Origin of the sequence: Paenibacillus lupini, assembly GCF_011761355.1 — a bacterium.
Taxonomy (GTDB): Bacteria; Bacillota; Bacilli; order Paenibacillales; family Paenibacillaceae; genus Pristimantibacillus; species Pristimantibacillus lupini.
Genome location: NZ_JAASRW010000001.1, coordinates 1,149,565 through 1,172,761 on the forward strand (window position 1 = coordinate 1,149,565; position 23,197 = coordinate 1,172,761).

The window sequence follows — 23,197 nt, forward strand, 5'->3', positions numbered from 1 at the left end:
TACCCTCACTGACCTGACTGACCTGACTGCTCCCATTAATTGACCACTTCCACCATGACTGCTCGCATGATTAACCTAACCTTTGCAAGACGCATACACCTAAAGTCGAATAAGCAGCGAGCCGCCTTTTTATAATATGGACTTGGAGGGATTCTCGAATGCTAAATGTTGCCATGCTCAGCAAGTGGCATGTTCATGCCGATGGGTACGCCAAACACCTGCAATCTCTTGAGAACGCTAACATTACGGCCGTATGGGATGAAAACAAGGAAAGGGGTAGCGCCTGGGCGAAAGAGCTCGGAGCCGGGTTCGAATCCGACCTTGATGCGCTGCTCCGCAGGGAAGACGTGGACGCCGTAGTCGTCGACGCTCCGACGAGCATGCACGCCGATGTGATGATTGCCGCAGCGAACGCGGGCAAGCACATTTTCACCGAGAAAGTGATGGCGCTTACCGTCGCGGAATGCGACCTTATCTCGGCTGCCGTCCGGCAGGCTGGCGTCAAGTTCTGCATTTCGTTCCCCGCCCGGACCAGACCGCATCATCTGTTCGCCAAGCAGCTGCTGGACGAAGGCCAACTCGGTGAAATCACACTATTGCGCATTCGAAACGGCCATGACGGCGCGCTCCGCAATTGGCTACCCGACTATTGGTACGACGAAAAACTAGCGGGCGGTGGCGCCATGATGGATCTCGGCTGCCACCCGATGTACCTGGCCAGTTGGCTGCTCGGCCAGCCGAAACGCATCACGTCGATGTTCAGCCATTTCACAGGCCGAGCAGTCGAAGACAACGCGCAATGCTCGATCGAGTTCGCAAACAATGCGATCGCGCTGCTGGAGACCAGTCTGGTCACTTACCGGACGCCGCCGGCGTTCGAGCTGTACGGAACGGAAGGAACGCTCATCATCTCCGGAGACAGCGTGCAAGTCGCATCCAAAAATGCCGATTCTCCTCTGCAGGGTTGGATTTCTCCTTACCGGCTGCCCGAAGCACAGCCGCTGCCGTTGACTCAATGGGTGAATGGCGTCCTGAACGACGGGCCGATGCCCTTCGGGTTGGAGGATGGCACGAAGCTTACGGAGCTGCTGGAAACGGCCTATATTGCGCATCGCGAGCGAAGAACGGTCGAATTCAAGCAGCCGGGAGGATGTAAGTAATGCGTACAGTCAAGATAGGAATTATCGGATGCGGCATGATCGCCAACGGCAAGCATTTGCCGAGCCTGGCCAAAGTAGAACAGGCAGAGATAGTTGCATTCTGCGATCTAATCGAGGAACGCGCGCGCGAAGCCGCTGAGAAGTACGGCGCGCCAGGCGCCCGGGTATTCACGGATTACAACCAGCTGCTCGCCATGGAAGAAATCGAAGTCATTCATGTTCTGACGCCGAATATCTCCCATGCTGAGATTTCGATCGCGGCATTGGAGGCCGGGAAGCATGTCATGTGTGAGAAGCCGATGGCAAAGACCGGAGCCGAAGCGAAAGCCATGTATGACGCTCATGTCCGGACCGGGAAGAAGCTGACGGTCGGTTACCAAAACCGGAGCAAGGCGCAGTCCCAACTGCTGAAGAAAATGATCGAGAACGACGAGCTTGGCGATATCTATTATGCCAAAGCGATCGCGACCAGACGGAGAGGCGTCCCCACATGGGGCGTGTTTCTAGATAAGGAGAAGCAGGGCGGAGGTCCAATGATCGATATCGGCACCCACTCTCTGGATCTCATCCTCTGGCTGATGAACAATTACGAGCCGGAAAGCGTCGTGGGCAGCGTTTTCCATAAATTAAAGCATACGGAGAATGCGGCGAACGAGTGGGGCTCCTGGAATCCAAAGGAATTCGAAGTGGAGGATTCGGCCTTCGGCTATGTGAAATTCAAAAACGGCGCCGTCGTTTCGATCGAAACCAGCTGGGCACTCAATGTCGCCAAGACGGAAGGATCGTATTTGTGCGGCACGAAAGGTGGAGCGGACTTCAACGGCGGCCTGCGAATCAATGGCGAGCGGGACGGCAGCCTATTCCTGAATGTCATCGACGTGGATCCGAAGACAAGGGAACGCTTCAGAGGCGAGAATCTAACGGATTTCGAGTACGAAGCCAAGCAGTGGATCGACTGTATCGTGAACGATACGGAGCCGCTCGTGAAGCCTGAAGAGGCGATGATTGTTTCGGCGATTCTGGAGGCGGTCTATATCTCCGCCGAAACCGGGAAACCGGTCTACTTCGACTGACCGAAAGGATTGGGAAGGGGAGGACGGGAGACCGCCTCCCTTAAGTTTACTACACGTGCGACATGGGTTTGCTAGGTTGGGCACTTATTTGAACCGTATGCTAAAATTTAAGTTTCATCGATTTTGGTTATTTTTCTCTTCCCCTTTAAACGAGCTACAATCCACGTGATAATAAACAGCAACGGAATATAAGCAAAATGGAAGTAGATCGCGCAGTCATTAATGAAAGTACCAAAAGCGTCAATTTGCGCTCGTTCTTTTAAGGTTAGCGCAGCAATTAGAAGTGCCGCCAACACAAAAGGTAACGATAGACCGGGCTTTATTGAACATACTCTTTTCATAATTCTTGTGCAGCACCAAATGGGAATGCAAACCGTCGGGATAATGGTTAACTGCCACATAAATATAAAGACGTATTCGAACCTCGCAATAAAAGAGAATTCAATGTTTTGCGTCATGGCCATCGTTGGCCAAAAGGTATGTTTTAACAGTCCTTGACTGAAATACATCAGGGTTACGATCATAATCGCAGTATATTTGAAAGTGGAAAACATTAGAGCGAAATGAGCCCATTTTTCATGCTTTTGGCCAGCTTTTAAGAAAGGCAAATAGATTAATAAAGGTTCAATCCCGAAGAAAATGATGCAAGATGACTTTGAGCTTTTTATTACATCTATTAAAGAATGATTGAAAATAGGCAGCAATAATCCGAGATCTCCTTGTCGAGTTGGGAAATAGAACCAGAAAAACATTGGGATCAGCGTTAAATAAAAAAAGCTGAACCCGGCAACAACCCTAAACCCGCCAGAAACGACATAGTAGATTATACAAATAAATAACCCTGCAATAACCCATGTGCGAAGGGAAGGAAATACCCACACTTGTATGACTTCCATATAAGAACGGAGAAAGAATAGAGCCATTAAGAAATAGTAACCGACCACGATTAAAGAAAGAACATTCCCAATGATTGTTCCAAAAACCGTTTGATGGACGTCAATAACATCTTTGGCTGGATTGCCGAGCATTTTGTAAATCATCCAGATGATGAGATGAAGACTCACGCCTATCAGAATAATCGATATCCAAGCATCTTGGCCGGCATGAAGCGCAAGGCTCTGGAAATTAAATAAAGTCGCGGCCGCCTGGGTAACAGCAATCAAGAAAAATACAAAGTATCCCGAAATCGCGTAATTTTCCTTTATCCGTTGTTGCATTATTGCCCAACCCCTGCATGTGATATAATAACGTTCGTTTTGACCTCAAAAAGTAGATGAGGGTAGATTTTTTCGTAATACGCTTCTTCTTTGAATGTTTGATGCTGTCTCCTATATTTCTCTCCAAAGCCGATTGGATCGACCCTGTTTTGCTGTAGACGAATCAGCATCGTCGTAATCTCCGAGGATAACCTCTCTTCAATTTGCTTCCTGATTTTTTGTAAATCTTTTGGGTTCCGTACGTTCATTTGTTCCGGGATTTCTCTAAGCTGGATGTCTAGCTTAAGGGATATCATTGTTTTGCCATCTTCTTTAACGTCAATCTTAGATTTGCCGTGTAAAATAATAAGAGAGTACATGGAATTTGTGCTGGCAATGAAATCGTATTCGCCTGTCTTTTTTTTATCTTTGAGCAATTTCAGATACAAACCCTCATTGGCATTTAACCTAAGTTTTAAATCGTCTCCTTTAAAGACGGCTACACCATCCATTTGAAACACGCCTTTATAAAGGTTGATAACCGGCAAGTACATGTCTTGCCCCTCTCCATAAAATTGATTAACGAAAGAATGATAATTCGTATTTGGCGTATTTCCGTGATCCATGTTTTGTTCGATCAGCTCGGACAAAAAGAAAGGAGGTTTTCGGGAAGCCTCGGCAATAATCGCGCTTGTGCTTTGGTCCGTTAACACAATAGAAGCTTTGGTGCTTTTCGTGAATTGTCGATTGATAATATCGGCAAGTTCAGCTATGTATTTTTTTGCGAAATTTTTGTTCAGGACTAAAGTTCGCATTTGACCCATTTCAACGGGTTGAGAGGATTTTCCAGTCAGAGCCGTGAAAACCCCATAGACCACATTAGACTCCGTGGTTACAATGGATTGTCCTCCCGAAGCTTTGATATACTCCGGATACGAAACGCTTAGTTTAATCTTATCTTCTTCTAGGTCTGCGCCCATGTACTGGAGAATATTGATTTTGTCGACGACCCGTTCTTGAGCGCAGCCGGATAACAAAATGCAACAGCAAATTAGTACCCCCGCGTGCCTTCTCATCATTTCAATTCTCCCATCTTATCAAATCATTCGTTATTGTAGTCGTCGCCTATGTCCTTATTTTTTTTCACGTTAAATCTTTTCGTTGAAAGAGGACGAGTCGTGAAAAACCGATTATTCAATTGGGTAAAAGAAGAACGGATAAAGCTATCGCTGAAGCTATTGTTCCGGAAAGGGAAAATAGGCACAATATACGGTGCGCCAAGTGATTTCAAGCGCAATAAATGGCCTAAAATAAACATCAACCCGATCATGATGCCAAATCCGCCCCAAAATGAGGCTAAAACAATTAGTGGAAAGCGTAAAAATCGAATGGTGTTCGAGATTTTGAAGATTGGCGTGGTAAAAGAAGCCAATGCCGAAAGCGAAACGATAATGAGCAAAATATTACTGGTTAAGCCAGCCGCCACCGCAGCCTGCCCAAGTATAATACCTCCTACTATACCCAAGGTTTGGCTGACCTTTGATGGAAGTCTAGACCCGGCTTCGCGAAGCAACTCGATCGTCATTTCTAGAAATAGCACCTCCAACACAGGCGGGAAAGGTACGTTTGATCTTGATTCGATAATCGGTCCTAAAAGCTCCCGGGGAATGACGATATAGTGAAAGGTGAGAATAGCTACGTAAAAGGAAGAAGCGAGAATCGAAAAGGCAACTCCGAAATAACGAATAAGACGAAAACACGATCCCAGAATCCAAGGCAAATAGTAGTCTTCCGGAGAAACGAAAAAGCTAAACAGGCTCGTGGGTCTTGTGAGTACAAATGGGGAGCCGTCGCACAAAATAGCCACTTCCCCGTTCAACACGGAGTACATGATTCTATCCAGACGCTCACTGGACAAGAATAACGGAAACGGAGAATTCGAGTTGTCCGTGATGAGTTGTTCCAATAGAGAACTTTCGAATACGATGTCGAAATCCAGATCCGAGAGCCTTTGTCTGGCTGTGTTGATGTACTCGGGATTCGTAATGCCATCCAAATAAGCAATGACGATCCTCGTCTTTGACATCTTGCCGATTGATAGCTCTTCAAAGGTGAGTTTCTCGGTACCGAACCCTCTGCGAAGTAAGGATAAGTTGATATCCAAGCTCTCGACAAAACCAACCTTTGGACCAATGACGCTAAACTCGTTTTCCGTATCATTGTGATCACGAAGCCCCGATTTTTGATCTGAAAGATCAATAATTAAACCTTCGTGCAAGTGGGGATCCAATTGAAGGAAGATTGAACCACGTACCAAACTTTTTATTACCTCGTCCAATTCTTCCGAAATCTTCATTCCCTCAAGAGGAATCATGGCTTGAAGATCTTGCAAATGCAAATGATTCCAATCGCCTTTGGATAATTGAATAAACGAAAGGACATCATGGTGAAATTTTTCTTGATTGATAAGCGTACTGAAATAAGTAAAATAGATGCGATTATTGTTAATGGTTATACATGATTGCAGTAAATCAGCAGATTTCGTGCTTTCTTTCAAATCGTGAAGCAAATTGGGAAGCATAAATGTCACCGCCTGTCTGAATCAAGCAATATGCTCCTAGTATGATTGATGTCGGCTTTGTTTATACCCTTCATTTCCCATGCATAACAACGGATAATCGTAGGGAATATTCGATGCATGAAGAAATAGGATGTCACAGATTGCAACCGCTAATTGTCTTAATTATTGTATGGTCATTATAGACACAAACAGGAAAACCACAGGAGGATTAACATGAAAATTGTAGTGATTGGCGGAAGTGGCTTGATTGGGAAAAAACTTGTGAATAACCTTCGTCATCGTGGTCATGAGGTTGTTGCGGCATCACCTTCCTTAGGTGTCAATACAATCACGGGTGAGGGCCTCGCGGAAGCGCTTAGCGGCGTGCAAGTTGTGGTTGATGTATCCAATGCGCCGTTATGGGAAGATCAGGCGGTCATGGAGTTTTTTGAGAAGTCTACTCGGAATTTACTCGCTGCTGAAGCATATGCTGGCGTCAGCCATCATGTTGCGTTATCGGTCGTTGGAACTGAACGCCTTCTCCAGAGTGGATATTTCCGTGCTAAAAAGGCTCAAGAAGAGCTTATCGAGAGTTCCAAGATTCCTTATACCATAGTCCGCGCAACGCAGTTCTTCGAATTTGTCGGCGGCATTGCCGATGTAGCTACTAAAGGGGAGACCGTTCGTTTGCCTTCCGCCCTTATGCAGCCTATTTTCTCTGATGATGTTGCAAATGCGGTAGCTGATTTTACGCTTGAAGAACCAGTCGGCGGCATTGTTGATGTTGCTGGCCCGGATCAGATTCCAATGGACGAATTCGTTCGAAAATACTTTAGCGTAACTCAAGACAAACGTCAGGTGATCACGGACGCTAATGCGCCTTACTACGGTTCCGTTGATGTGAATGATCAATCCCTCATTCCAAATGGCGATAGACCCGTGACCATTACAAAAACGCATTTCCAAGATTGGCTTAATAGCTCACAAAATGAATAGCACAATTGGAGAATTTTTTACTCGCTTAGCGATATCAATATATTCATGAAGTGTGATTGGGCTGTTAAAAAAAGCTAACGGAAGATTAACAGATTGTGCTGGTTCAAGGCTGGACAATCTTAGACAAGGCTGCCTTCTTGCAGAAAGCGTATCAAGATGCAGATCAAGCTGAAACAGAGCTGGCAGGCAAATAATATACCAAAAAAGCCGCGATATCGCGGCTTTTTATTATGCGGACAAAACGAAAACGAACATTATCGCAATAGTGAAATTCTCCATTCTCTCCGGTTGCGGGAGGGACGACAAGAACATCTTTACAATCGAAGTCGCATATACTGCGGCTTTTTTATTTTATGAATAGAAATTATTGTCGTTTGCTTAAGACAAGAACTTAGCTTTAATAAAGTTATAATATTAAGAAGGTAAACTTTGGAGGCACACCACTGCAATAAGACTTATAACGAAATTAAGTGCTTGATATATCCCATTAAGGACAAATTATGAAACAGTGTTTTAATAAAGGAGTTGTATAAAATGAATGAAAATAAAGGTACAGAAACTTCAAACGCAGAAAACATTCTATCTCAGATCAATAGTAAAACTAAACTAGGCGACTTACGAAAAATCGCAAAGGCCATTATAAAAGATCACGAACTAGCTATGGAACTTTGGTCAACCGATAAGTTTTTGCCTAGACTATTAGCAATCTTAATTATAGATAAAAAACTTCTTTCACAAGAAGTTCTAAATAAGCTTGATAAGGATATGCAGACTCACACTTTTGATGAGCGAAATAACTTAATGGATTGGTTAATGGCCAATCAGCTCACCAAAGACAAGAAGACAATTACAATGATGGAGTCATGGGAAAATAGCCCTTCTTCTCTTCAAAGGCGGGCTTTCTGGTATTATCAAGCGCGATTGAGATGGACTGGACAAACACCGCCTGATAACACTGCAGATTTACTATCTATATTAGAAGCTAAAATTACGCAGGAAGAACCTGAAGTTAAATGGGCTATGAATTTCACCGCAGGCTGGATAGGCGTTTATGATGAAAAGAATCGTGCACGTTGTATTAAATTTGGTGAAAAAACGGGTCTTTACAAAGATGAAATAGTAGCAAAAGGATGTACTCCCAGCTATTTACCGGAGTTTATTACGATTGAAGTTAACAAAAGACAACTATAGCTTCACAATACGAGAGCAGCCGGCGTATTACGTTCGGCTTCTTTTTATTGAAGGGCAAATACAAAACAAATGTTATCTTTAATCGTATGTTTTGTAGAAGGATTAAATTGAAATTCGGTAAAAGGGAGTGATAGAGTGAAACGAATAATTGGCATTATCTTTTTATTTATTATTTTACTTAGCGGTTATACAGTAAAAAACAATTATTATTCTGGAATTGAGAGGAATGATATTTCCGATCTAAATGATACCAAAAATATAGAGTTTGTTTATGAGTATAAAGGACATTTGAGTAAATGCTCGGGATTCCAACCTGCATCCGATGGAAGTTCAAGATCTATTATATGACGAAATTTATCACGGATGGACTGCTCCAGCAGCGCGAATTTGTCCGGAAAATGAGCGTAGAACGGCCCCCGGTGTACATCTGCGCGATCGGTAATATCCTGGATTGTCATCGCGGTAAATCCCTTTTCCCGCATCAGTTTCGCGAACGACTGCTTCAGCAGTTACTGCGACCGCCTCCGTCGGGCTTTGAGATATCCGGACTAACCTGCCCAAAACATTATTCGTATCCCCAGGTTTTATTTTCTTGTAAAACACGGAAGGGATCAGTTATTGTCAAAACCAAATGACAAGAACTGATCCCTTACCGAAAATGACAAAACTTGATGAGCTATCCTATGCTTTTAGGTTCTAATACTTATTCACGACTTCGATAGCGCGGCTGACCATGGCTTGCGCATCTTCAAGAGGAAGTGCTCCATTAGGATTAAACATACCTTGCTCGTCCAATTGCACAATGTTCAAGGCCAGTGCAGTTTGGATCGCTCCTTCGTTCAAGATATCGATCTTGCTGCCGTCTTTGATCTCCACCGGAATCAGATTGAAATTCGGCAACTGACCGCTCGATTGGAGCGTGTGAACCAGGAGGTACGTGAACGACTGACGGTTCACGACAGCATCCGGGTTAATTTTGATTTGCAGACTCGAACCTGCGACTTGCTTAATCAATTGAACGGCTTGCTCCGCAGTAATCGACGTATTATCAACGGTCGGCACCGGGTGATTCTTTAGGTAGGCTGCCGCTTTGTCTGCGATCTCTTTGGCTTCGGCAGCAGTCAGCTGAGCGTTCGGATTAAAGTTACTGGCTTGGTCCAAGCTGAGGAAGCCAAGAGCCAGCGCCATTTGAATCGCACCTGATTTCGAAACATCCATTGCAGATGCATCTTTCACGTCGACTGGTATGACATTAATCATCGGCAGTTGGCCACTCGTTTGGAGAGTGTGCACCAAGAGGTAGGTGAACGACTCGCGAGTTATGATAGAGTTTGGATCTATTTTGATTTGCAGAGACGAAGAACCAACAACTTGCTTAATCCACTGAACAGCTTGCTCCGGTTTAATCGCCGTTTGATCGCTAGGCGTTAAACCATGACTGTTCAAGTAGGCTTTCGCTCTGGCTGTAATATTGCTGGCGTCGGCTAAGGAAAGCGAAGCTTTTGGATTAAATTTACCCGCCTTATCCAAGCTGAGGAAGCCAAGAGCCAGCGCCGTTTGAATGGCACCTGATTTCGAAGCATCCATTGCAGATGCATCTTTCACGTTGACTGGAACGACTTTAATCATTGGCAATTGACCACTCGACTGAAGTGTGTGCACTAGCAAATAAGTGAACGATTCACGAGTGACGGCTGCATTTGGATCGATCTTGATTTGAAGCGATGCTTGCGGACCAACAAGCTCTTTAATTAATTGAACGGTCTGCTCCGCCGTGATCTTTATAACCTGGTCAACCGGAGAAGTGTGGGCCTTCAAATAATTCTGAGCATTGTGGATTGCTGACTCTGCATCGGCTTTCGAAATAGCGGATTTCGGATTGAATTTTCCGTTAGCATCCAATTTTGCGATTTTATAGGACAAAGCACGTTGGATCGCAGCAGCGTATTGAGGCGAGACTTTATCCTGATCTTTAAACTTGATAACAACCGGTTTGATCATAGGCAGCTTGCCTTGTGCCTCCATCTCAGTAACAAGCCGGTAGGTGAATTGTTCGCGGGTCATTTGGTGATGCGGGTTATTGAACCCGGAGAGTAAATTGGTGTACCATGCGAGATTGTGAGAATACTGGGAATTGAACAACGAGTTCAGGTCCAAGCCAAATGAATGGAGTAATTGATCTAGCTGCGCAGAATTGGTTCCTGCGATCAGGTTATTCTGAAGCATTGAAGCTGCATGAGTTTCACTTTGCTCATTAACCGATCCCTTCAAGGATGCAGCGGATGTAATTTGTTGCCCGGCAAATCCGAACAACAGAGCAGCGGCAGTGGTGGACAGGGCAATCATCTTTAAAGGTTTCTTCATTTTTTTCACCTCTTGGAGTATTTTCTTGCAGTTACATTCCCATAGACGTGATATTTACTACAAAGGTTTCAGAAAATACAAATTCCTTTAAATGGAATTTTAATTCGTTACTATCTTTACATTATCTTTACATTGTGAATAAATAAATAGCTCTTATAGCTATGATGAAGGGGAACATGTTTATCCAAAATATAATGAGCTTTTGTTACGGGAAGGAAGTTATGAAGTCACTTCAAAGGCAAAATTCAGAATTAAAAAAGATGGGAAAGATATCCAAGTGCCGTTGCCTGGAATAATATCCTGTATGGAATTTCGATTGAGGAGGTTTCCATTGAAGAAATCGGTAAGGAGATGGGAAAGATTAAAAGACAAGCACCCCCTATGCCGAAAAAAAATGGAAACTCGAATGACCTACGCATACAGACTGGAAGCACTTTGTTTGAAATAAAAGGAAGAGACCCCAACGAAGTAATTGCAGTAAAAGTAAATGATAAATATTCTAAAGCTTCAAAACTGGGACCTCTTAATTGAACTAAACGAGGAATAATAGTAAAAGCAGACCAAGACTGCAGTTTGGTCTGCTTTTTTGTTATTGCCACAACAAAAATAGGAAGTACATTTCTATGAAGATTTCGTTTGATTGATAGCAGCCTCGATATAAGTTTTCAAAGTTTACGGAGCAGGCGGGTTGGCAAGGCAAGGTAACCGTAAGCCACGCGTTCGGCTTTGCTGGCGCGAGCGAAGCCGCAGCTGAATTAGCGAACCGGTTTGCGGGATTAGGCATTTCCGTCACCTCGACGGTACCGTTCGGCAACTTGGTTATGCCGATTCCAATGCTGAAAGCTAAGGGAGTTAAAGTAGAATTAGGTAATGACAGCATCACCGATCATTGGTCGCCGTTCGGCATCGGGGATTGTCTGGAGAAGGCAGGCCTGCTCGCCGAGTTGTACCGGTTTGTCGACGAACGTTCGCTCGCGGAATCACTCGGCTTCATCACCGGGGGCACGATTCCCCTTGACGCCAATGGCAAGCGAGTGTGGCCTGCGGTTGGCGATAAGGCCGACGCCGTATTCGTTCAGGCTAGCTGCTCCTCGGAAGCGGTAGCGCGGCGAGCAAAGCGCAAGGCGGTATTATTCGGAGGAGCCGTCGTTTCCGGCTCGTTGATGAGTCTGCTTGAACAATAAACTCCAGTATTCATTGGGGATACTGGCCGTGCATTCTGCCTTCATTTATAGCGGGAACATCAGTAAAAATCCATAAAATGGCAGCTGATCCGAATGATCAGTTGCCATTTTTGTTGAAGTAATGGACAGCTTAATACAGCCGTAAGTTTAGAAATTACGTTGCAAAAATTCGTGTTCATAAATCGCTTGAATTCTTTCCAAAACATTCCGCGCCTGGTCTTTAAATTTTAAATCCGCAACCTGACCTTTCAGCAAAAACACGCCAGTTTTATTCCGGTGTTCCCCGAGAGCTCCTTCATACAGCTTGTTGGCGCCGTTAGTAGGCGGTGAGAAAAATAGCTTCATTAATACTCCAACCAAAAGGGGCAGTCCGGATTGTTTTCCTTTTCTTAGCGTATTGTTGCCGCCTGGGTCAACGCTGCGGATCTTGATGTCGTCCTTGGCAATCTGCGTCGCGATGGCCTGAGTCCACAGCGAAAGAGCTAGCTTTGAGGTAGCGTAAGGACCAAGCAGCTTGCGGAAGGTTTTGGGACGTTCCAGGATATCGATAGTAAACTCTTTCGTGAATTTTAGCGCGGAAGAGGAGGTGTTGATTACCGTTTTTAAGTGACCAATTTTTAGAAGTTCCTTCAATTCCATCAGAATAATATATGGAACGACCGTCAACAGCTCATAATGACTCTCGCGCCCTTGTTTCGAATAGCTCAGCTTGGGAAAGGACCCTCCGGCGTTATTGAACAAAACATCGATCCGCTGCTCCTTGCTTTTGATCTCTTCCAAAGTACGCCTCAAGCTGGCATAATCGGCAAGATCATCTGTTTTGTAAATTCGAAGCGATCCACTCTTGACTGCATAGTGGATGCTCATATCATCTGCGGGAAAGTCGGAACGGTTCAAAGCAACCACCTGCCAGTCCTCCGACAGCAATTTCCGGGTTAATTCCAACCCGATCCCGGCGCTTGCGCCTGTAATCAATGCGATATGTTCACTTGGGTTCTTGTTCATTATGCATCTCCTCCTGATATCGGATGTTTACCCTGATAGCGCACATTCTATAACTTGATGTCGACTCCAAGTCAAGGCGCAAAAACAAAGTTTTTTCCTTAGGATAAGAGACTTGACTTGAAGCCAGCTCCAAGATGTATAATGCACAATAAACAATATCCGGGAGGGAACTGGATGAAGGAAGAGCAATCCTATACGATAAAACAATCCGCCGAGCAAACCGGAATTACTGAGGATACAATCCGTTATTACGAAAGGATCGCTCTGCTGCCTCGTGCAGAGCGGAAGGAAAACGGGCACCGCATCTACCGACAGGAGGACATCAATACGATCCGGCTGATAGCATGCCTAAAAAAAACGGGGATGCCGCTAGAGGAAATGCGGCCTTTTTTGGCAGTCTCCGCTGATACTGATCCCGCGGAATATCCCGAACTGGTGGAACTTTTAACGAGCCACCGGAAAAATGTTGTTAGCCAAATCGCCTCGTTGCAGCAGGTCGTCGATTTTATCGACATGAAGTTGGAGGAGGGGAGATACCGACGGGACTGCTCGGATGTAGAACTAGACGGCTTACAGAGAAGGATGGGAGAACCGAAACCAAAGTCCGTCTCACCCGTTGAGATGAGTTATTTTTCCGTGTCGGCCAAAGCGGGCAGATAAAACTGGCAATAAGCGGCGTTATCCTTGATAGCCGCCAAGGTGTCAAGATTTTTCACGTAATAGGAGGAAGAAGCGCAGATGAGCCATCCTTACCGACCCTTGCATGCTCCCCAATTGCAGCCGCAGTTGCATATCCACTCGCACAATTTCCGGGAGTTTGCGCCGAGCCGTCGCCTGGCGTCGCATGTAGCTGCCTATTGGACGGTGGATTTCCTGCCGGTACCGGGAAATCCTGGGCATCGAGTCATCCCCGATGGCTGTGTCGATATTATAGTGGACCTGTTCGCTTCATCAAGCAGGCAGGCCGCTTATGTCGTAGGGTTAACGACACAAGTCGAAGTTTTGCATTTTGCAAAAGCACGCTCGGTATGGGGCATCCGGCTGTATTCGGAGTCTGCCCGAACGATCTTGAAGTCTCCAATATCGACATTACCGGCAAATCGTGTGTTTTTGGAGGATCTCTGGGGACAAGAGGCTCTCGATTGGGTCGAAAAGCTGCTGACTGCTCAATCGTTACCAGACAGGATCGAGGTCGCCGAGCAGCAATTGAGCCAAATACTGGCTGCGACCGAGGCGCCTGCTCCCACTTTGGTTTACCAGAGCATGCAGTATATATACGAGGTCAAAGGTAATCTTTCCGTAACGGATTTGGCGGATAAAGTGAACTTCAGCGAGAGGCATCTGCGAAGGGCCTTTGAACTGGAGCTTGGCCTCAGCCCGAAGGAGATGCTAGACATTGTCCGCTTTCAAAGCGTGCTTGAGGAATTGTACAGCGGAGACTATTTCAACTTGACGGATTTGGCGCTTCAACACGGGTACTACGATCAGTCGCACTTCGCTGGCGTTTTTAAGCGATATTACGGACTTCCACTCAAACGGCTGACCAAGCAGGAGTGAGGAAGTCCGTTTTTTACTATTTTCCAATGAGGGACAATTACTATAATGGGAGTGAAAATTAAACAAGGCGAGGGGAGCTGCAAAGTATGACAGTAAAGTTGAAAAGAGTCGCGATTTACGTAGAAGAGATGAAGAGGGCGTTGGATTTTTATCGCGTGCTGGGGCTGGCTATTCCGGACGGCGCCGACGAAGCGCATCACGTAGACGTGGAGCAAGAAGGAATTGTGTTTGCATTCGATATGGTGGAATCGGTAAAGAGTGTTTTTGAAGGCTGGGAAGATCCTGTCGGCTACCGGACCGAGCTCGCCTTTCAGTTCTCCAGCAACGAAGCGCTGGACGACGTGTACCGTCAGTTGACGACGCTTGGGTATGACGGCTTCCTCGAGCCACGAGATACACCGTGGGGAGAGCGATATGCGATCATAAAGGACCCCGATAACAATTTAATCAGCCTCGTCGCGTAGCGAAGAGGTAAGCGAAGAGGTAAGCGAGTATCATCCCGATGCACCAAAGGAATATATGAAAGTGAGCTGCTCACTCCGTTCGATTTTGGTTAATTGGAACCAGAATGAAATGTAGACTGAAAAAAAGTGCATCGTATTCTCCACTTAATCAGGCGAATATACTCATAGCTCTTTTTAAACCTCCTGTGATACATTATGGGCGTCATTTATCGTTGCGGCCATCTGTCGCACAGGAGGGGGAATTTTTATGAAATTATGGCGAAGCAAGGCGTGGCTTTCCCTATGTCTCACGGCAAGTTTAATGCTTCCAGCGATGACTTACGCGGATGCAGGTGCTCCTCCTGCCAACCTGATTGAGGTCTATCAGACCGACGGGCAACTGCTCGATTTCAACGCGGAGAAGGCACTGGTCTACAAGGAGCAAAGTCAGAAGGTGCTGATTGAACAATTGGATGGGAGCGCATCATTAGAGATTGCAACAGGTATTACAACGAAGCCGGATAAGGCAGCGCTTACGGAGGAGGGGGCTATTTTTCACCTGCCGGGGGTGAATGGGGAATCGAAGGAATATCGAAACGGTACGCTTCAGAGCCTACAAGCTTATTATTGGACGGTCAACGGTCCTTATGTAGCCTATTATGACAGCTCTGGAACAGACGGTTCTCTTGATGAGCCAGGGACGAACGGACTGCGCTTACGCCACGGCAATACGGTGGAGACGATTGTTAACCCGATTAATCATTATTATCCGCTTGGTGAGGCAGAGATTCTGGATGATGGTACTGTTCTATATTCCTATGTGGAGCAATTGTTCAGTTACAAGGATGGTATAAGCACAGCCTTGACGGAAGCACCGGAATATCCAAGCGAGATGGAGATAGATAACAATAACATAGAGGCGGAAGGCCATTCAATTCTCTATCTTAACTACAATCCTGAGCCTGTCATTTCTCTAATAACCGATACGGAATCCATTCCGTTATCCGGCCCTTATTTAGATATCGTAAGTTCCTATGCGAATGTTCTTCACCAGCAGAATCTTGCTACCGAAGGGGGATGGGCCGCATTTCCGCGATTAGATGAAGAACAGCAAGTAACGCTGTGGCTGCGCTCGCCAGCAGGGGAAGAGGAGAAGATTGGTTCTGGCAGAGCTGGGTATAAACTTCTAGCGCTGTCCCCTACAGGAGATGTGGTCTATAGTCTAACGGAGGCAGGTTCGACCCATTACTACCTTAACCGCGCTGACGCGGCGGGAGGAACTCGGGCCGAAGTGGAAGTTCCATCAGGCGGGGCGAAATGGCTGAATAACAGCTGGTGGTTCTGGTCGGATACTAGCGTGTCCAAGCTGTCCGAGGGAGAACCTTCGTTAGTATCACTGACAGCTGCACCTGCAGAGCTGAACCTTCTAGTTGGCGAGGAGCAGCAGCTTGAGATAACTGCTGAAAATGCCGGTGGTCAGACGAAGGCGGTAACGGAAGACAGCGAGTATGTATCATCAGACCCTGCGGTTGCAACGGTAATTCCGGGCGGACTCGTGAAGGGCATTGCAGCAGGGAGCGCCCAGATTACCGCGTCCTTTGGAGGGAAGCAAGTGACGGTAGCTGTAATGGTAGCGAATGCTGCTCCTACAGTGGAGCTGTTGTACTTCACCCCTAGTGAGCTTCATACCGAGATCGGCGTGAAGAAGACTTTCCAGCTGTATGCGGTATACAGTGACGGAACGGAGAAGAATGTCACTGGCGAAGCTATTTTAACCTCTTCCAACTCTTCTGTTGCAGCCCTGACTTCGGCATCTAATGGGGTTATAGGAATTTCAATGGGCTCGGCGGTTATCAACGCTTCCTTCGAGGGAGCAGCAACTGCGCTGGCGGTGAACGTAGCGGTTCCCGGCGGTTACGTGAAGAAGCTATACACCCTCGGCAATAAGTGGAAGCTGTCGGTAGGGGATTCGCGAGACATGCTGGTATATGCAGAATACAGCGACGGAGACTGGGAAGATGTCTCAAATTGTGCTGCCTATAGCTCCTCTAACCCTGCCGTTGCAAGCGTAGATACTGATGGGGAAGTACGGGCGTTGTCCCCAGGCGTTGCCTACGTAACAATTACGTTCAATGGTGTTCAGAAACTCGTTAAGATTAAAGTGTTGGTCTAGATCGATTAAGAAGACGATTATTGTAAAAAGTATTACTCAAATAAACCATCATTCTTATTCGAATGATGGTTTATTTGCTGAGGGAAACTGTAACAAAACAACAACGACGAAGATGTCGGACGACAACAACTAGTTATTAAGCGAACGAGCAGTATAGCAGAATGGCTACCATTCAAATTTAGCAATACCTTGTAAATAATCAATCTATTGTGTAAAATTTTCTTAAGAATTAATCTGTGTGTTACTGGCGAACATGGTAAACCATGAGGGAGCACACAGAATACAGCCGTACGCCTGGGCAAAGTATTTGGACTTAAGTCTGAATACTTTTTTTATTTTCTGAGAGGAGTCTTTTTGAATGGAAGATGTTAATCTGCGGTACGGAATGAATCCACATCAAAAACAGGCAAAGATATATTCCGGAGAAAAACTGCCCATAAAGATTTTAAATGGCGAGGCAAGTTACATTAACTTTTTAGATGCATTAAATGCTTTCCAACTTGTTCGAGAATTAAAACAGAGTATCGGTCAACCAGCAGCAGCTTCCTTTAAGCATGTAAGTCCTGCTGGTGCAGCTGTCTATTCCCCGTTGTGTGAATCGCTTGTCAAATCTTATTTTGTTGAAGGCTTAGAGCTGTCTCCATTGGCTGCCGCATACGCAAGAGCCAGAGGGGCGGATAGGATGTCTTCGTTTGGTGACTGCGCTGCTTTTAGTGACAAAGTTGATGTAACTGTAGCAAAATCACTTAAAAAAGAGGTCTCCGATATCATTGTTGCACCAGGATATGACGAGGATGCTCTGATACTTTTAAAAAAGAAAAAGAACGGAAATTATCTCATCTTAGAGATCGATCCTAACTATGTACCAAATCCAATCGAACAAAGATCAGTGTATGGTATCACAATGGAACAAGAACGAAATGATGCAGAGATTTCGGAAGAGATCTTTAATAACATTGTATCCAAACAACGAAAAATTCCCGATAACTCAAAAAGGGATCTTCTCGTTGCTATGATCACCCTCAAATACACGCAATCCAACTCCGTTTGTTTTGCACTTAACGGCCAAACGATTGGAATTGGTGCCGGGCAGCAATCACGGATTCATTGTACACGACTTGCAGCTGAAAAAGCTGATAATTGGTGGTTAAGACAACATCCAATTGCACAGCAAATGGTTTTCCGTGCCGGAATATCCCGTACTGAAGTAAACAATGCGATTGACGGATGGACGAATGAGGATTTTACACTTGCTGAAGAAAAGCAGTGGAGACAATATTTTAATGTGATACCTGAACGACTTACGAAAACTGAGAAACAACATTGGCTATCAGGCTTGAATGAAGTTTCTTATGCTTCCGATGCTTTTCTGCCTTTCCGAGATAATATTGACCGGGCTGCTCAAAGTGGTGTCAGGTACTTGGTTCAAAGCGGAAGTTCGTTGCGTGATGACCAAGTTATAGAGGCAGCAAACGAATATGGAATTGTGATGGCCTATACGGGTGTCCGTTTGTTTCATCATTAAATATTTTAAGCATTATTGAGCTAACTGGGAACAAATTTTTAACAAATAGGAGGTATAATTAATGAAGCATATTAAACTCCTTTTAGTCTTTGTTAGTGTAATAATAGGTATTTTCTCATTTACAGGAGGAGCAACAGCTACTAGCTACCCAAGTGCTATTGCTTGGAATAATTTCGTATACGGACTCTCCACAGAGGAAATTGACATTAAAGACATTGGCAATCAGATTGGAAGGATTGAGCGTTTAAGGACACCTATGCCAAAGAAGAACGGAGAATCAAATGACAAGCCCGTCGGAAGCCTGTTGTTTGAAATTAATGGGGTAGATACTCTCGATGTAATCGCAGTTAAAGTAGATGATAAATATTATAAGGCATCGCCAAATGGACCACTTCCTATTACAACCAAAGATACCATTGCAGCAAGGAAGGTTATAATACTGATAGTTAGCAGTTTCGGTGTGTTTCTTACATTGATTATCATATGGAGAAGAAAAAGAAGACGTATTGGTTAGTTCATTCAGCTAACTGGTAACTATAGTTCAATCAACAAAGCTGCAGCAGATCGTGACGCGAGAAAAACGCTTGAGAGAGAGAAATTGGTCTGATGAGATGATTCAGGATTATAAAAATTTCGCAATAGAATTACTAGAGATTTCTCATTCTGCATTTGACCCACCTATGCCAACTGTTGTTTCTACTGATAACAATGTTGAAGAAGTAGCAGGCCAAATTAAAGCTTGGATTCTTCAGTACACTAACGATGAAGCATACACAACGTCCTAAGCTAAACATTCCTGTAGGTTTTCATTATAACTACAATGCTAAAAACGTAGAAAAAGAATTGAAAAAAATTAATTGAAGTTCATATGCATTATGAGCCTGCCGGAGTCAGGTAATTTGATGAATGGTTCCAGTTATCCTCCAGTTCTACGTCCTCTAAGAAAAGGCTGCCGACAAATCCGGCAGCCTCTCAGCATATCGTATTTCCCCACTTACCGTGCATGCTGATAATAAACCGACTCGTACGCGGCCAACTCGTCATCCGCCGAAGGCAAAGGCATTTCTCGGATATTGCTCTTCAGTGTATTGATCAATTCCGGCTTACGAAGCAACATGCGAAAACGCTCCGCCAAATGACGGGCATCGCCCACGCGGAAGGTATAACCGTTGAGTCCATCGACGATTTTTTCGGACATTCCGCCTACGTTAGAGGCAATTACAGGCAAATGGGATGCCAACGCTTCATAAAGGGCGAGTGGATAATTCTCGAACCAGATGGAAGGGACAACGGAGATATCAGCCTCTTGGTAAATGAGCGGGAGATCTGCCTCAGCGTACGTGCCGCGAAATGAAATGCGTCGGTCTCCGGACGCTATCCGCTGTAGCACTTCCGCGTATTCCGGCTTACCGGAACCATAGAGATGCAGCCTGAGTCGGCGGGAAGGTACCAAAGCCATCGCTTGAAGTAGGATATGAACGCCTTTATGCCATTCAGCGATCCACCGTAGACCAACGTCAGTGTGTCGCCGGACCGATATATTTTAGCGTTCGGGACGAGTGTTTCCCTCCGCATCCCGTGAGGGAGAACTTCGATCCGAAGTGAAGGCAGCACTTTCTGCGTGTAGGAAGCCAAAAAGGCGGACGGAGAAAAAATGCGCTGCGCGCCTTGAAGCAGGGGGGCGAGCGTGAGGAGGCGTTCGCTTGCGTACGGAAGCTGGCAATGGGCCATACAGGCCAGCCCGCCTTCCGGCCCGGCACAGAGCTGTTTATCGACCCGAACCAAAGTCGTTCGTGGGCATACGGACCAATAATCCGTTAACGTCATGACATAGGGTATTCCCATCCTAAGGGCGGCCTGGACAAACTCGACACCGCGCATGGTATGTGCGACGTGAATCAAATTCGGCTGTTCCTGGGTCAAGACGGCTTCCGCCCACATCGATAGTCGGGGTTCTTCGACAAGCGATGCCGATTGAGCCGGATCCGGTGCTTGGTTCCGGTAGGCGAGTACCGGTACACCATCATAGACGTATTCTATGCTCGCAATTTCGTTCGTGATAATGGCCTCCTCTGGAAGCTGACCGCAGTAAGTGACTACTTTTACGCGATGGCCGCGTTGCTGCATACTTCTAGCCATATTTAGAACGAATTTTTCGGTTCCGGTGTAGGACTCCGGGTAAAAGCTATGGACGATATAAAGGATGGACAGCCCTTCACCCAACTGCTGACGATCATTGGGGGGCTGAGCTTCGAAGGGTTGTGCTTCGAGCAGCTGTAGAGCGGGTACATGAAGAGCTGCAGACGGCGATATAAAGGACTTCTGTCTTCGGCGTGCCGTCTGTTTTCCTCCGGAGCGATGCCTTAAACGCGACGTTTTCTTCGCGGTTCGGAATCTGCGTTTCGGATATTCCGGTCGGACGGCGCTTCGCCGGGCTTTCTTTGCCGCTTTAGTGGTAGACGAAGGTCGGCTCCGTTTAACGGTGGCCGAACGGATTTTCCGTTTTCTCTTCACAGCACACCTCCGTTAGAAGCTATACTTCTGCAAGCAGCTCGGTTATCATATGTGCGGTTGCCAGATTAGTCCAGGGCGATGTAGCAATTTTTCTGTCACCGAACTTGCGGAAGAAACGAGAACAGAGTTTGTTTTCGCTGCTGGATGATTCGAAAAGGAGGAGGACGTTTCAAGTAGATTGACAGTAGGCGAAGATGAACGAAACCGCTTATGAAGTTATTTGAGAGCTTCAAGCCGGGTTAATCTCGTATTGTTATCGAATGTTGGGTTCCATTAAAGTTGGAGGATTTGTGAGGTGGGGTTGCACAATTGGAATCCGACGTAGAGGTCTCGCTGCCCTCAAATTTTTTTAACGGTAGGACGGCGGGTAAGGACATTGTATAACAGAGGTTGCAATAAACTGCTGCTTTTTTTATTTGTATGTCTAGGCTTATATAGCTGAACAAATAGCCTCTGGACATTTGAGCCTAGCGGCTATTTGTTCAGCTAAAGCAAAACTAAAGCATAATGTACTTACATTTCGGGTAAGAGCTATTTACTTGCTTTTTGGTTTTTTTATTCAATGCAACGAATTGTAATCAAAATCTAAAGGCCTATTTCCTTTCAAATGATTTTCGAACATATCGATGATTTCTAAGAATCGCTCTGCTTCTCTATAAACATGATCAGCAAGCAAAGGGTGAATGATACTCTTAATGCGACAAGCCTCTATAAGATCCCGTGCAGTCTTTTTGAAATCACGAAGACTGACTACAGAAATACGATTTTGATCTAAAAATTGACTCAATAGGGGTTTAGTTTGAGACTGTGGCCTCATTGAACTCAAATCTTGAGCTTGCCAAAGCAGAGTATCAAAATCATTGCTAAATTCTCGTGCTTGCTCGACTAATTTCCGTTCGGAAGGGTCAAGTAAATGCCCTATGAATTTGGCATGGTCAGCCATGATTTTCAAGAAGAATACATTCTCATCGATAATAGCATCATGAAGTGGCTCCAATTGTCCATTATTTAGTTCAGCGAGGCGATTTCTAAAATAATTAGCCTCTCTACTAGTGTGGTCTACTAAAAGAGGGAAGTTATTTCCTCCCGGAAGTTTACAGTGTATTATTAACCCAAGTACCTTCCGTTTAAAAGCCCATATATGAACAGCTGCATTATATACTTCTACATTGAATTCCCTGATTTTTTGGAGATCTGTGTTAGCATTATATTGATGAGATTTCGCTTCAATCTGTTCAAATATGGAATAATACCCGTTAGCTTCTTGAATCAGCTGGGTGTCATCACAACGAAACCCAAGTTTCAGGAAAAGCGAATGCTCTTTCATAATCCTGGACCAGAATCGAACTTCATCTAATGAACGCGTTACAAATTCATTCAATTGTAGTCACCCTCCCATATTTTCTCCGCCTTATGAGATTTATGTCAGGTCAGCATTGTCCAATGACATAAGATTTCCATTCGAAAAGCCACAGGTGTACTTTCCTCAGCTGATATTCATGTTGCCTAAATGCAATAAATATTGCTAAAGTAAAAAGAGTTTGTCCGGGATTACAATGCTCACCTATCGAAAAAACGTTTCTCTAGACCCACATGAACTTCGGCTGATACTATTGAAAAAGTTACAGATCAGCTGAAGGGAGTTTCATGAAAATCTATGGAGCAACAACAACGTTATGACAATTTAAAAATGGGTGAACGTGGAGCTATTGTTTCTATTGTTGCCTATATTTGTTTATCAGTACGTTGGTTGGACATTCGGTTTTCCGAATATCATTCTGTATTCAAAGACTGGACTTGTAAACGATCATTGGCAACTCTCAAAACCATTCCATGCACACAGGATCTCGAGAACTATAGAGTACCGGATGTCATTGACGCCTGGAGAGTGCATATGCAGCGAGCTGGGGGCTTAACAGGGCTTGAGAAGGCTGCACAACTTATCGCACAAGCGAAATGTAGTGTCGGAGAACAAGCAGCGAAGAAGCAAAAGCAGATTTAAGACGGCTCATCGAAGAATTTGAGCGTGTAACTACGATGTTTGAACAGATTGAAAGGGACATCGAAGTACTGCTTTCAGAGATTCCTATGGCGGAAAAAACAGCAATCCATATTTAAGCTCATAGGAAAGCTGGCAAGAATTCTAGTCGGTATTGTTCAACGGGGAGAAAAGTTCACACCAGAGAAAACCGTCTTGACCTGGTCAGAAGTAGCTTAAATTAAGAAGTAATCACTTATATTATTGACTCATTCGCG

General features: G+C 45.2%; 21 protein-coding genes, 1 pseudogene and 1 riboswitch. Of the genes and pseudogenes, 13 read left to right on the plus strand and 9 right to left on the minus strand.

The features are described from left to right. Positions 1 to 158 precede the first annotated feature (158 nt). Positions 159 to 1,160 carry a Gfo/Idh/MocA family protein gene (locus FHS17_RS05715; protein ID WP_167276157.1) on the plus strand — a complete coding sequence of 334 codons (1,002 nt, stop codon included), beginning with the start codon at positions 159 to 161 and terminating at the stop codon, positions 1,158 to 1,160. Further along, positions 1,160 to 2,233: a Gfo/Idh/MocA family protein gene (locus FHS17_RS05720; protein ID WP_167276159.1), complete on the plus strand. Its 1,074-nt coding sequence runs from the start codon at positions 1,160 to 1,162 to the stop codon at positions 2,231 to 2,233. Before FHS17_RS05715 ends, FHS17_RS05720 begins: the two co-directional genes overlap by 1 nt. A gap of 107 nt (positions 2,234 to 2,340) precedes the next feature. Here FHS17_RS05720 and FHS17_RS05725 read toward each other — a convergent pair whose 3' ends face one another. From FHS17_RS05725 to FHS17_RS05735, 3 genes are read right to left on the minus strand one after another with little or no spacing between them, the layout of a single operon-like run. After that, on the minus strand, positions 2,341 to 3,450 hold the full coding sequence (locus FHS17_RS05725) for a GerAB/ArcD/ProY family transporter (protein ID WP_167276160.1): 1,110 nt from the start codon (positions 3,448 to 3,450) through the stop codon (positions 2,341 to 2,343). Then, positions 3,450 to 4,508: a Ger(x)C family spore germination protein gene (locus FHS17_RS05730; RefSeq protein ID WP_167276161.1), complete on the minus strand. Its 1,059-nt coding sequence runs from the start codon at positions 4,506 to 4,508 to the stop codon at positions 3,450 to 3,452. Before FHS17_RS05730 ends, FHS17_RS05725 begins: the two co-directional genes overlap by 1 nt. A gap of 23 nt (positions 4,509 to 4,531) precedes the next feature. Continuing rightward, positions 4,532 to 6,010, minus strand: a complete 1,479-nt coding sequence (locus FHS17_RS05735) for a spore germination protein (RefSeq protein ID WP_167276162.1) — start codon at positions 6,008 to 6,010, stop codon at positions 4,532 to 4,534. Between the two features lie 213 nt (positions 6,011 to 6,223). Here FHS17_RS05735 and FHS17_RS05740 point away from each other — a divergent pair, with 213 nt between their 5' ends. Then, a complete protein-coding gene (locus tag FHS17_RS05740) occupies positions 6,224 to 6,985 on the plus strand; it encodes an SDR family oxidoreductase (RefSeq protein ID WP_167276163.1) in 762 nt (253 codons plus the stop codon). A 534-nt stretch (positions 6,986 to 7,519) separates the two neighbouring features. Continuing rightward, positions 7,520 to 8,176 carry a DNA alkylation repair protein gene (locus tag FHS17_RS05745; protein WP_167276164.1) on the plus strand — a complete coding sequence of 219 codons (657 nt, stop codon included), beginning with the start codon at positions 7,520 to 7,522 and terminating at the stop codon, positions 8,174 to 8,176. Between the two features lie 269 nt (positions 8,177 to 8,445). On the opposite strand, the gene FHS17_RS05750 is transcribed toward FHS17_RS05745, so the two are convergent. Next, positions 8,446 to 8,658: a TetR/AcrR family transcriptional regulator gene (locus FHS17_RS05750; RefSeq protein ID WP_279590324.1), complete on the minus strand. Its 213-nt coding sequence runs from the start codon at positions 8,656 to 8,658 to the stop codon at positions 8,446 to 8,448. A 214-nt stretch (positions 8,659 to 8,872) separates the two neighbouring features. Continuing rightward, positions 8,873 to 10,540, minus strand: a complete 1,668-nt coding sequence (locus FHS17_RS05755; RefSeq protein ID WP_167276168.1) for an S-layer homology domain-containing protein — start codon at positions 10,538 to 10,540, stop codon at positions 8,873 to 8,875. 674 nt (positions 10,541 to 11,214) lie between these two features. On the opposite strand from FHS17_RS05755, the pseudogene FHS17_RS05760 reads away from it, so the two are divergent. Then, a pseudogene (locus FHS17_RS05760) lies at positions 11,215 to 11,724 on the plus strand (amidohydrolase family protein); the annotation flags it as partial. Positions 11,725 to 11,871: 147 nt separating this feature from the next. On the opposite strand, the gene FHS17_RS05765 reads toward FHS17_RS05760, so the two are convergent. Further along, a complete protein-coding gene (locus FHS17_RS05765; RefSeq protein WP_167276170.1) occupies positions 11,872 to 12,729 on the minus strand; it encodes an SDR family NAD(P)-dependent oxidoreductase in 858 nt (285 codons plus the stop codon). A gap of 174 nt (positions 12,730 to 12,903) precedes the next feature. Here FHS17_RS05765 and FHS17_RS05770 point away from each other — a divergent pair, with 174 nt between their 5' ends. The 7 genes from FHS17_RS05770 to FHS17_RS05800 all read left to right on the plus strand — a co-directional run bounded on the left by FHS17_RS05770 (position 12,904) and on the right by FHS17_RS05800 (position 19,212). Next, positions 12,904 to 13,389 (plus strand): MerR family transcriptional regulator, encoded by a 486-nt coding sequence (locus FHS17_RS05770; protein WP_167276173.1) that lies wholly within the window; start codon positions 12,904 to 12,906, stop codon positions 13,387 to 13,389. Between the two features lie 114 nt (positions 13,390 to 13,503). Further along, on the plus strand, positions 13,504 to 14,286 hold the full coding sequence (locus FHS17_RS05775; RefSeq protein ID WP_167276175.1) for a helix-turn-helix domain-containing protein: 783 nt from the start codon (positions 13,504 to 13,506) through the stop codon (positions 14,284 to 14,286). 86 nt (positions 14,287 to 14,372) lie between these two features. Continuing rightward, positions 14,373 to 14,750: a VOC family protein gene (locus FHS17_RS05780; RefSeq protein ID WP_167276178.1), complete on the plus strand. Its 378-nt coding sequence runs from the start codon at positions 14,373 to 14,375 to the stop codon at positions 14,748 to 14,750. A 247-nt stretch (positions 14,751 to 14,997) separates the two neighbouring features. Then, positions 14,998 to 16,902 (plus strand): Ig-like domain-containing protein, encoded by a 1,905-nt coding sequence (locus FHS17_RS05785; RefSeq protein ID WP_167276181.1) that lies wholly within the window; start codon positions 14,998 to 15,000, stop codon positions 16,900 to 16,902. A gap of 230 nt (positions 16,903 to 17,132) precedes the next feature. Further along, a riboswitch (ZMP/ZTP riboswitch) is annotated at positions 17,133 to 17,209 on the plus strand. Positions 17,210 to 17,260: 51 nt separating this feature from the next. Further along, positions 17,261 to 18,427, plus strand: a complete 1,167-nt coding sequence (locus FHS17_RS05790) for a phosphoribosylaminoimidazolecarboxamide formyltransferase (RefSeq protein ID WP_167276184.1) — start codon at positions 17,261 to 17,263, stop codon at positions 18,425 to 18,427. 61 nt (positions 18,428 to 18,488) lie between these two features. After that, entirely contained in the window at positions 18,489 to 18,941 is a 453-nt protein-coding gene (locus tag FHS17_RS05795) for a hypothetical protein (protein ID WP_167276186.1), read from the plus strand. A 70-nt stretch (positions 18,942 to 19,011) separates the two neighbouring features. Beyond that, entirely contained in the window at positions 19,012 to 19,212 is a 201-nt protein-coding gene (locus tag FHS17_RS05800; protein WP_167276189.1) for a hypothetical protein, read from the plus strand. A gap of 209 nt (positions 19,213 to 19,421) precedes the next feature. Here FHS17_RS05800 and FHS17_RS05805 read toward each other — a convergent pair whose 3' ends face one another. The 3 genes from FHS17_RS05805 to FHS17_RS05815 form a co-directional block, all read right to left on the minus strand. Then, a complete protein-coding gene (locus FHS17_RS05805; RefSeq protein ID WP_167276192.1) occupies positions 19,422 to 19,886 on the minus strand; it encodes a glycosyltransferase in 465 nt (154 codons plus the stop codon). After that, positions 19,802 to 20,941: a glycosyltransferase gene (locus FHS17_RS05810; RefSeq protein ID WP_167276195.1), complete on the minus strand. Its 1,140-nt coding sequence runs from the start codon at positions 20,939 to 20,941 to the stop codon at positions 19,802 to 19,804. The genes FHS17_RS05805 and FHS17_RS05810 overlap by 85 nt, the downstream gene beginning before the upstream one ends. 559 nt (positions 20,942 to 21,500) lie before the next feature. After that, on the minus strand, positions 21,501 to 22,322 hold the full coding sequence (locus FHS17_RS05815) for a DUF2935 domain-containing protein (RefSeq protein WP_167276198.1): 822 nt from the start codon (positions 22,320 to 22,322) through the stop codon (positions 21,501 to 21,503). A gap of 276 nt (positions 22,323 to 22,598) precedes the next feature. On the opposite strand from FHS17_RS05815, the gene FHS17_RS05820 reads away from it, so the two are divergent. Continuing rightward, on the plus strand, positions 22,599 to 22,943 hold the full coding sequence (locus FHS17_RS05820; RefSeq protein ID WP_167272097.1) for a hypothetical protein: 345 nt from the start codon (positions 22,599 to 22,601) through the stop codon (positions 22,941 to 22,943). Positions 22,944 to 23,197 lie beyond the last annotated feature (254 nt).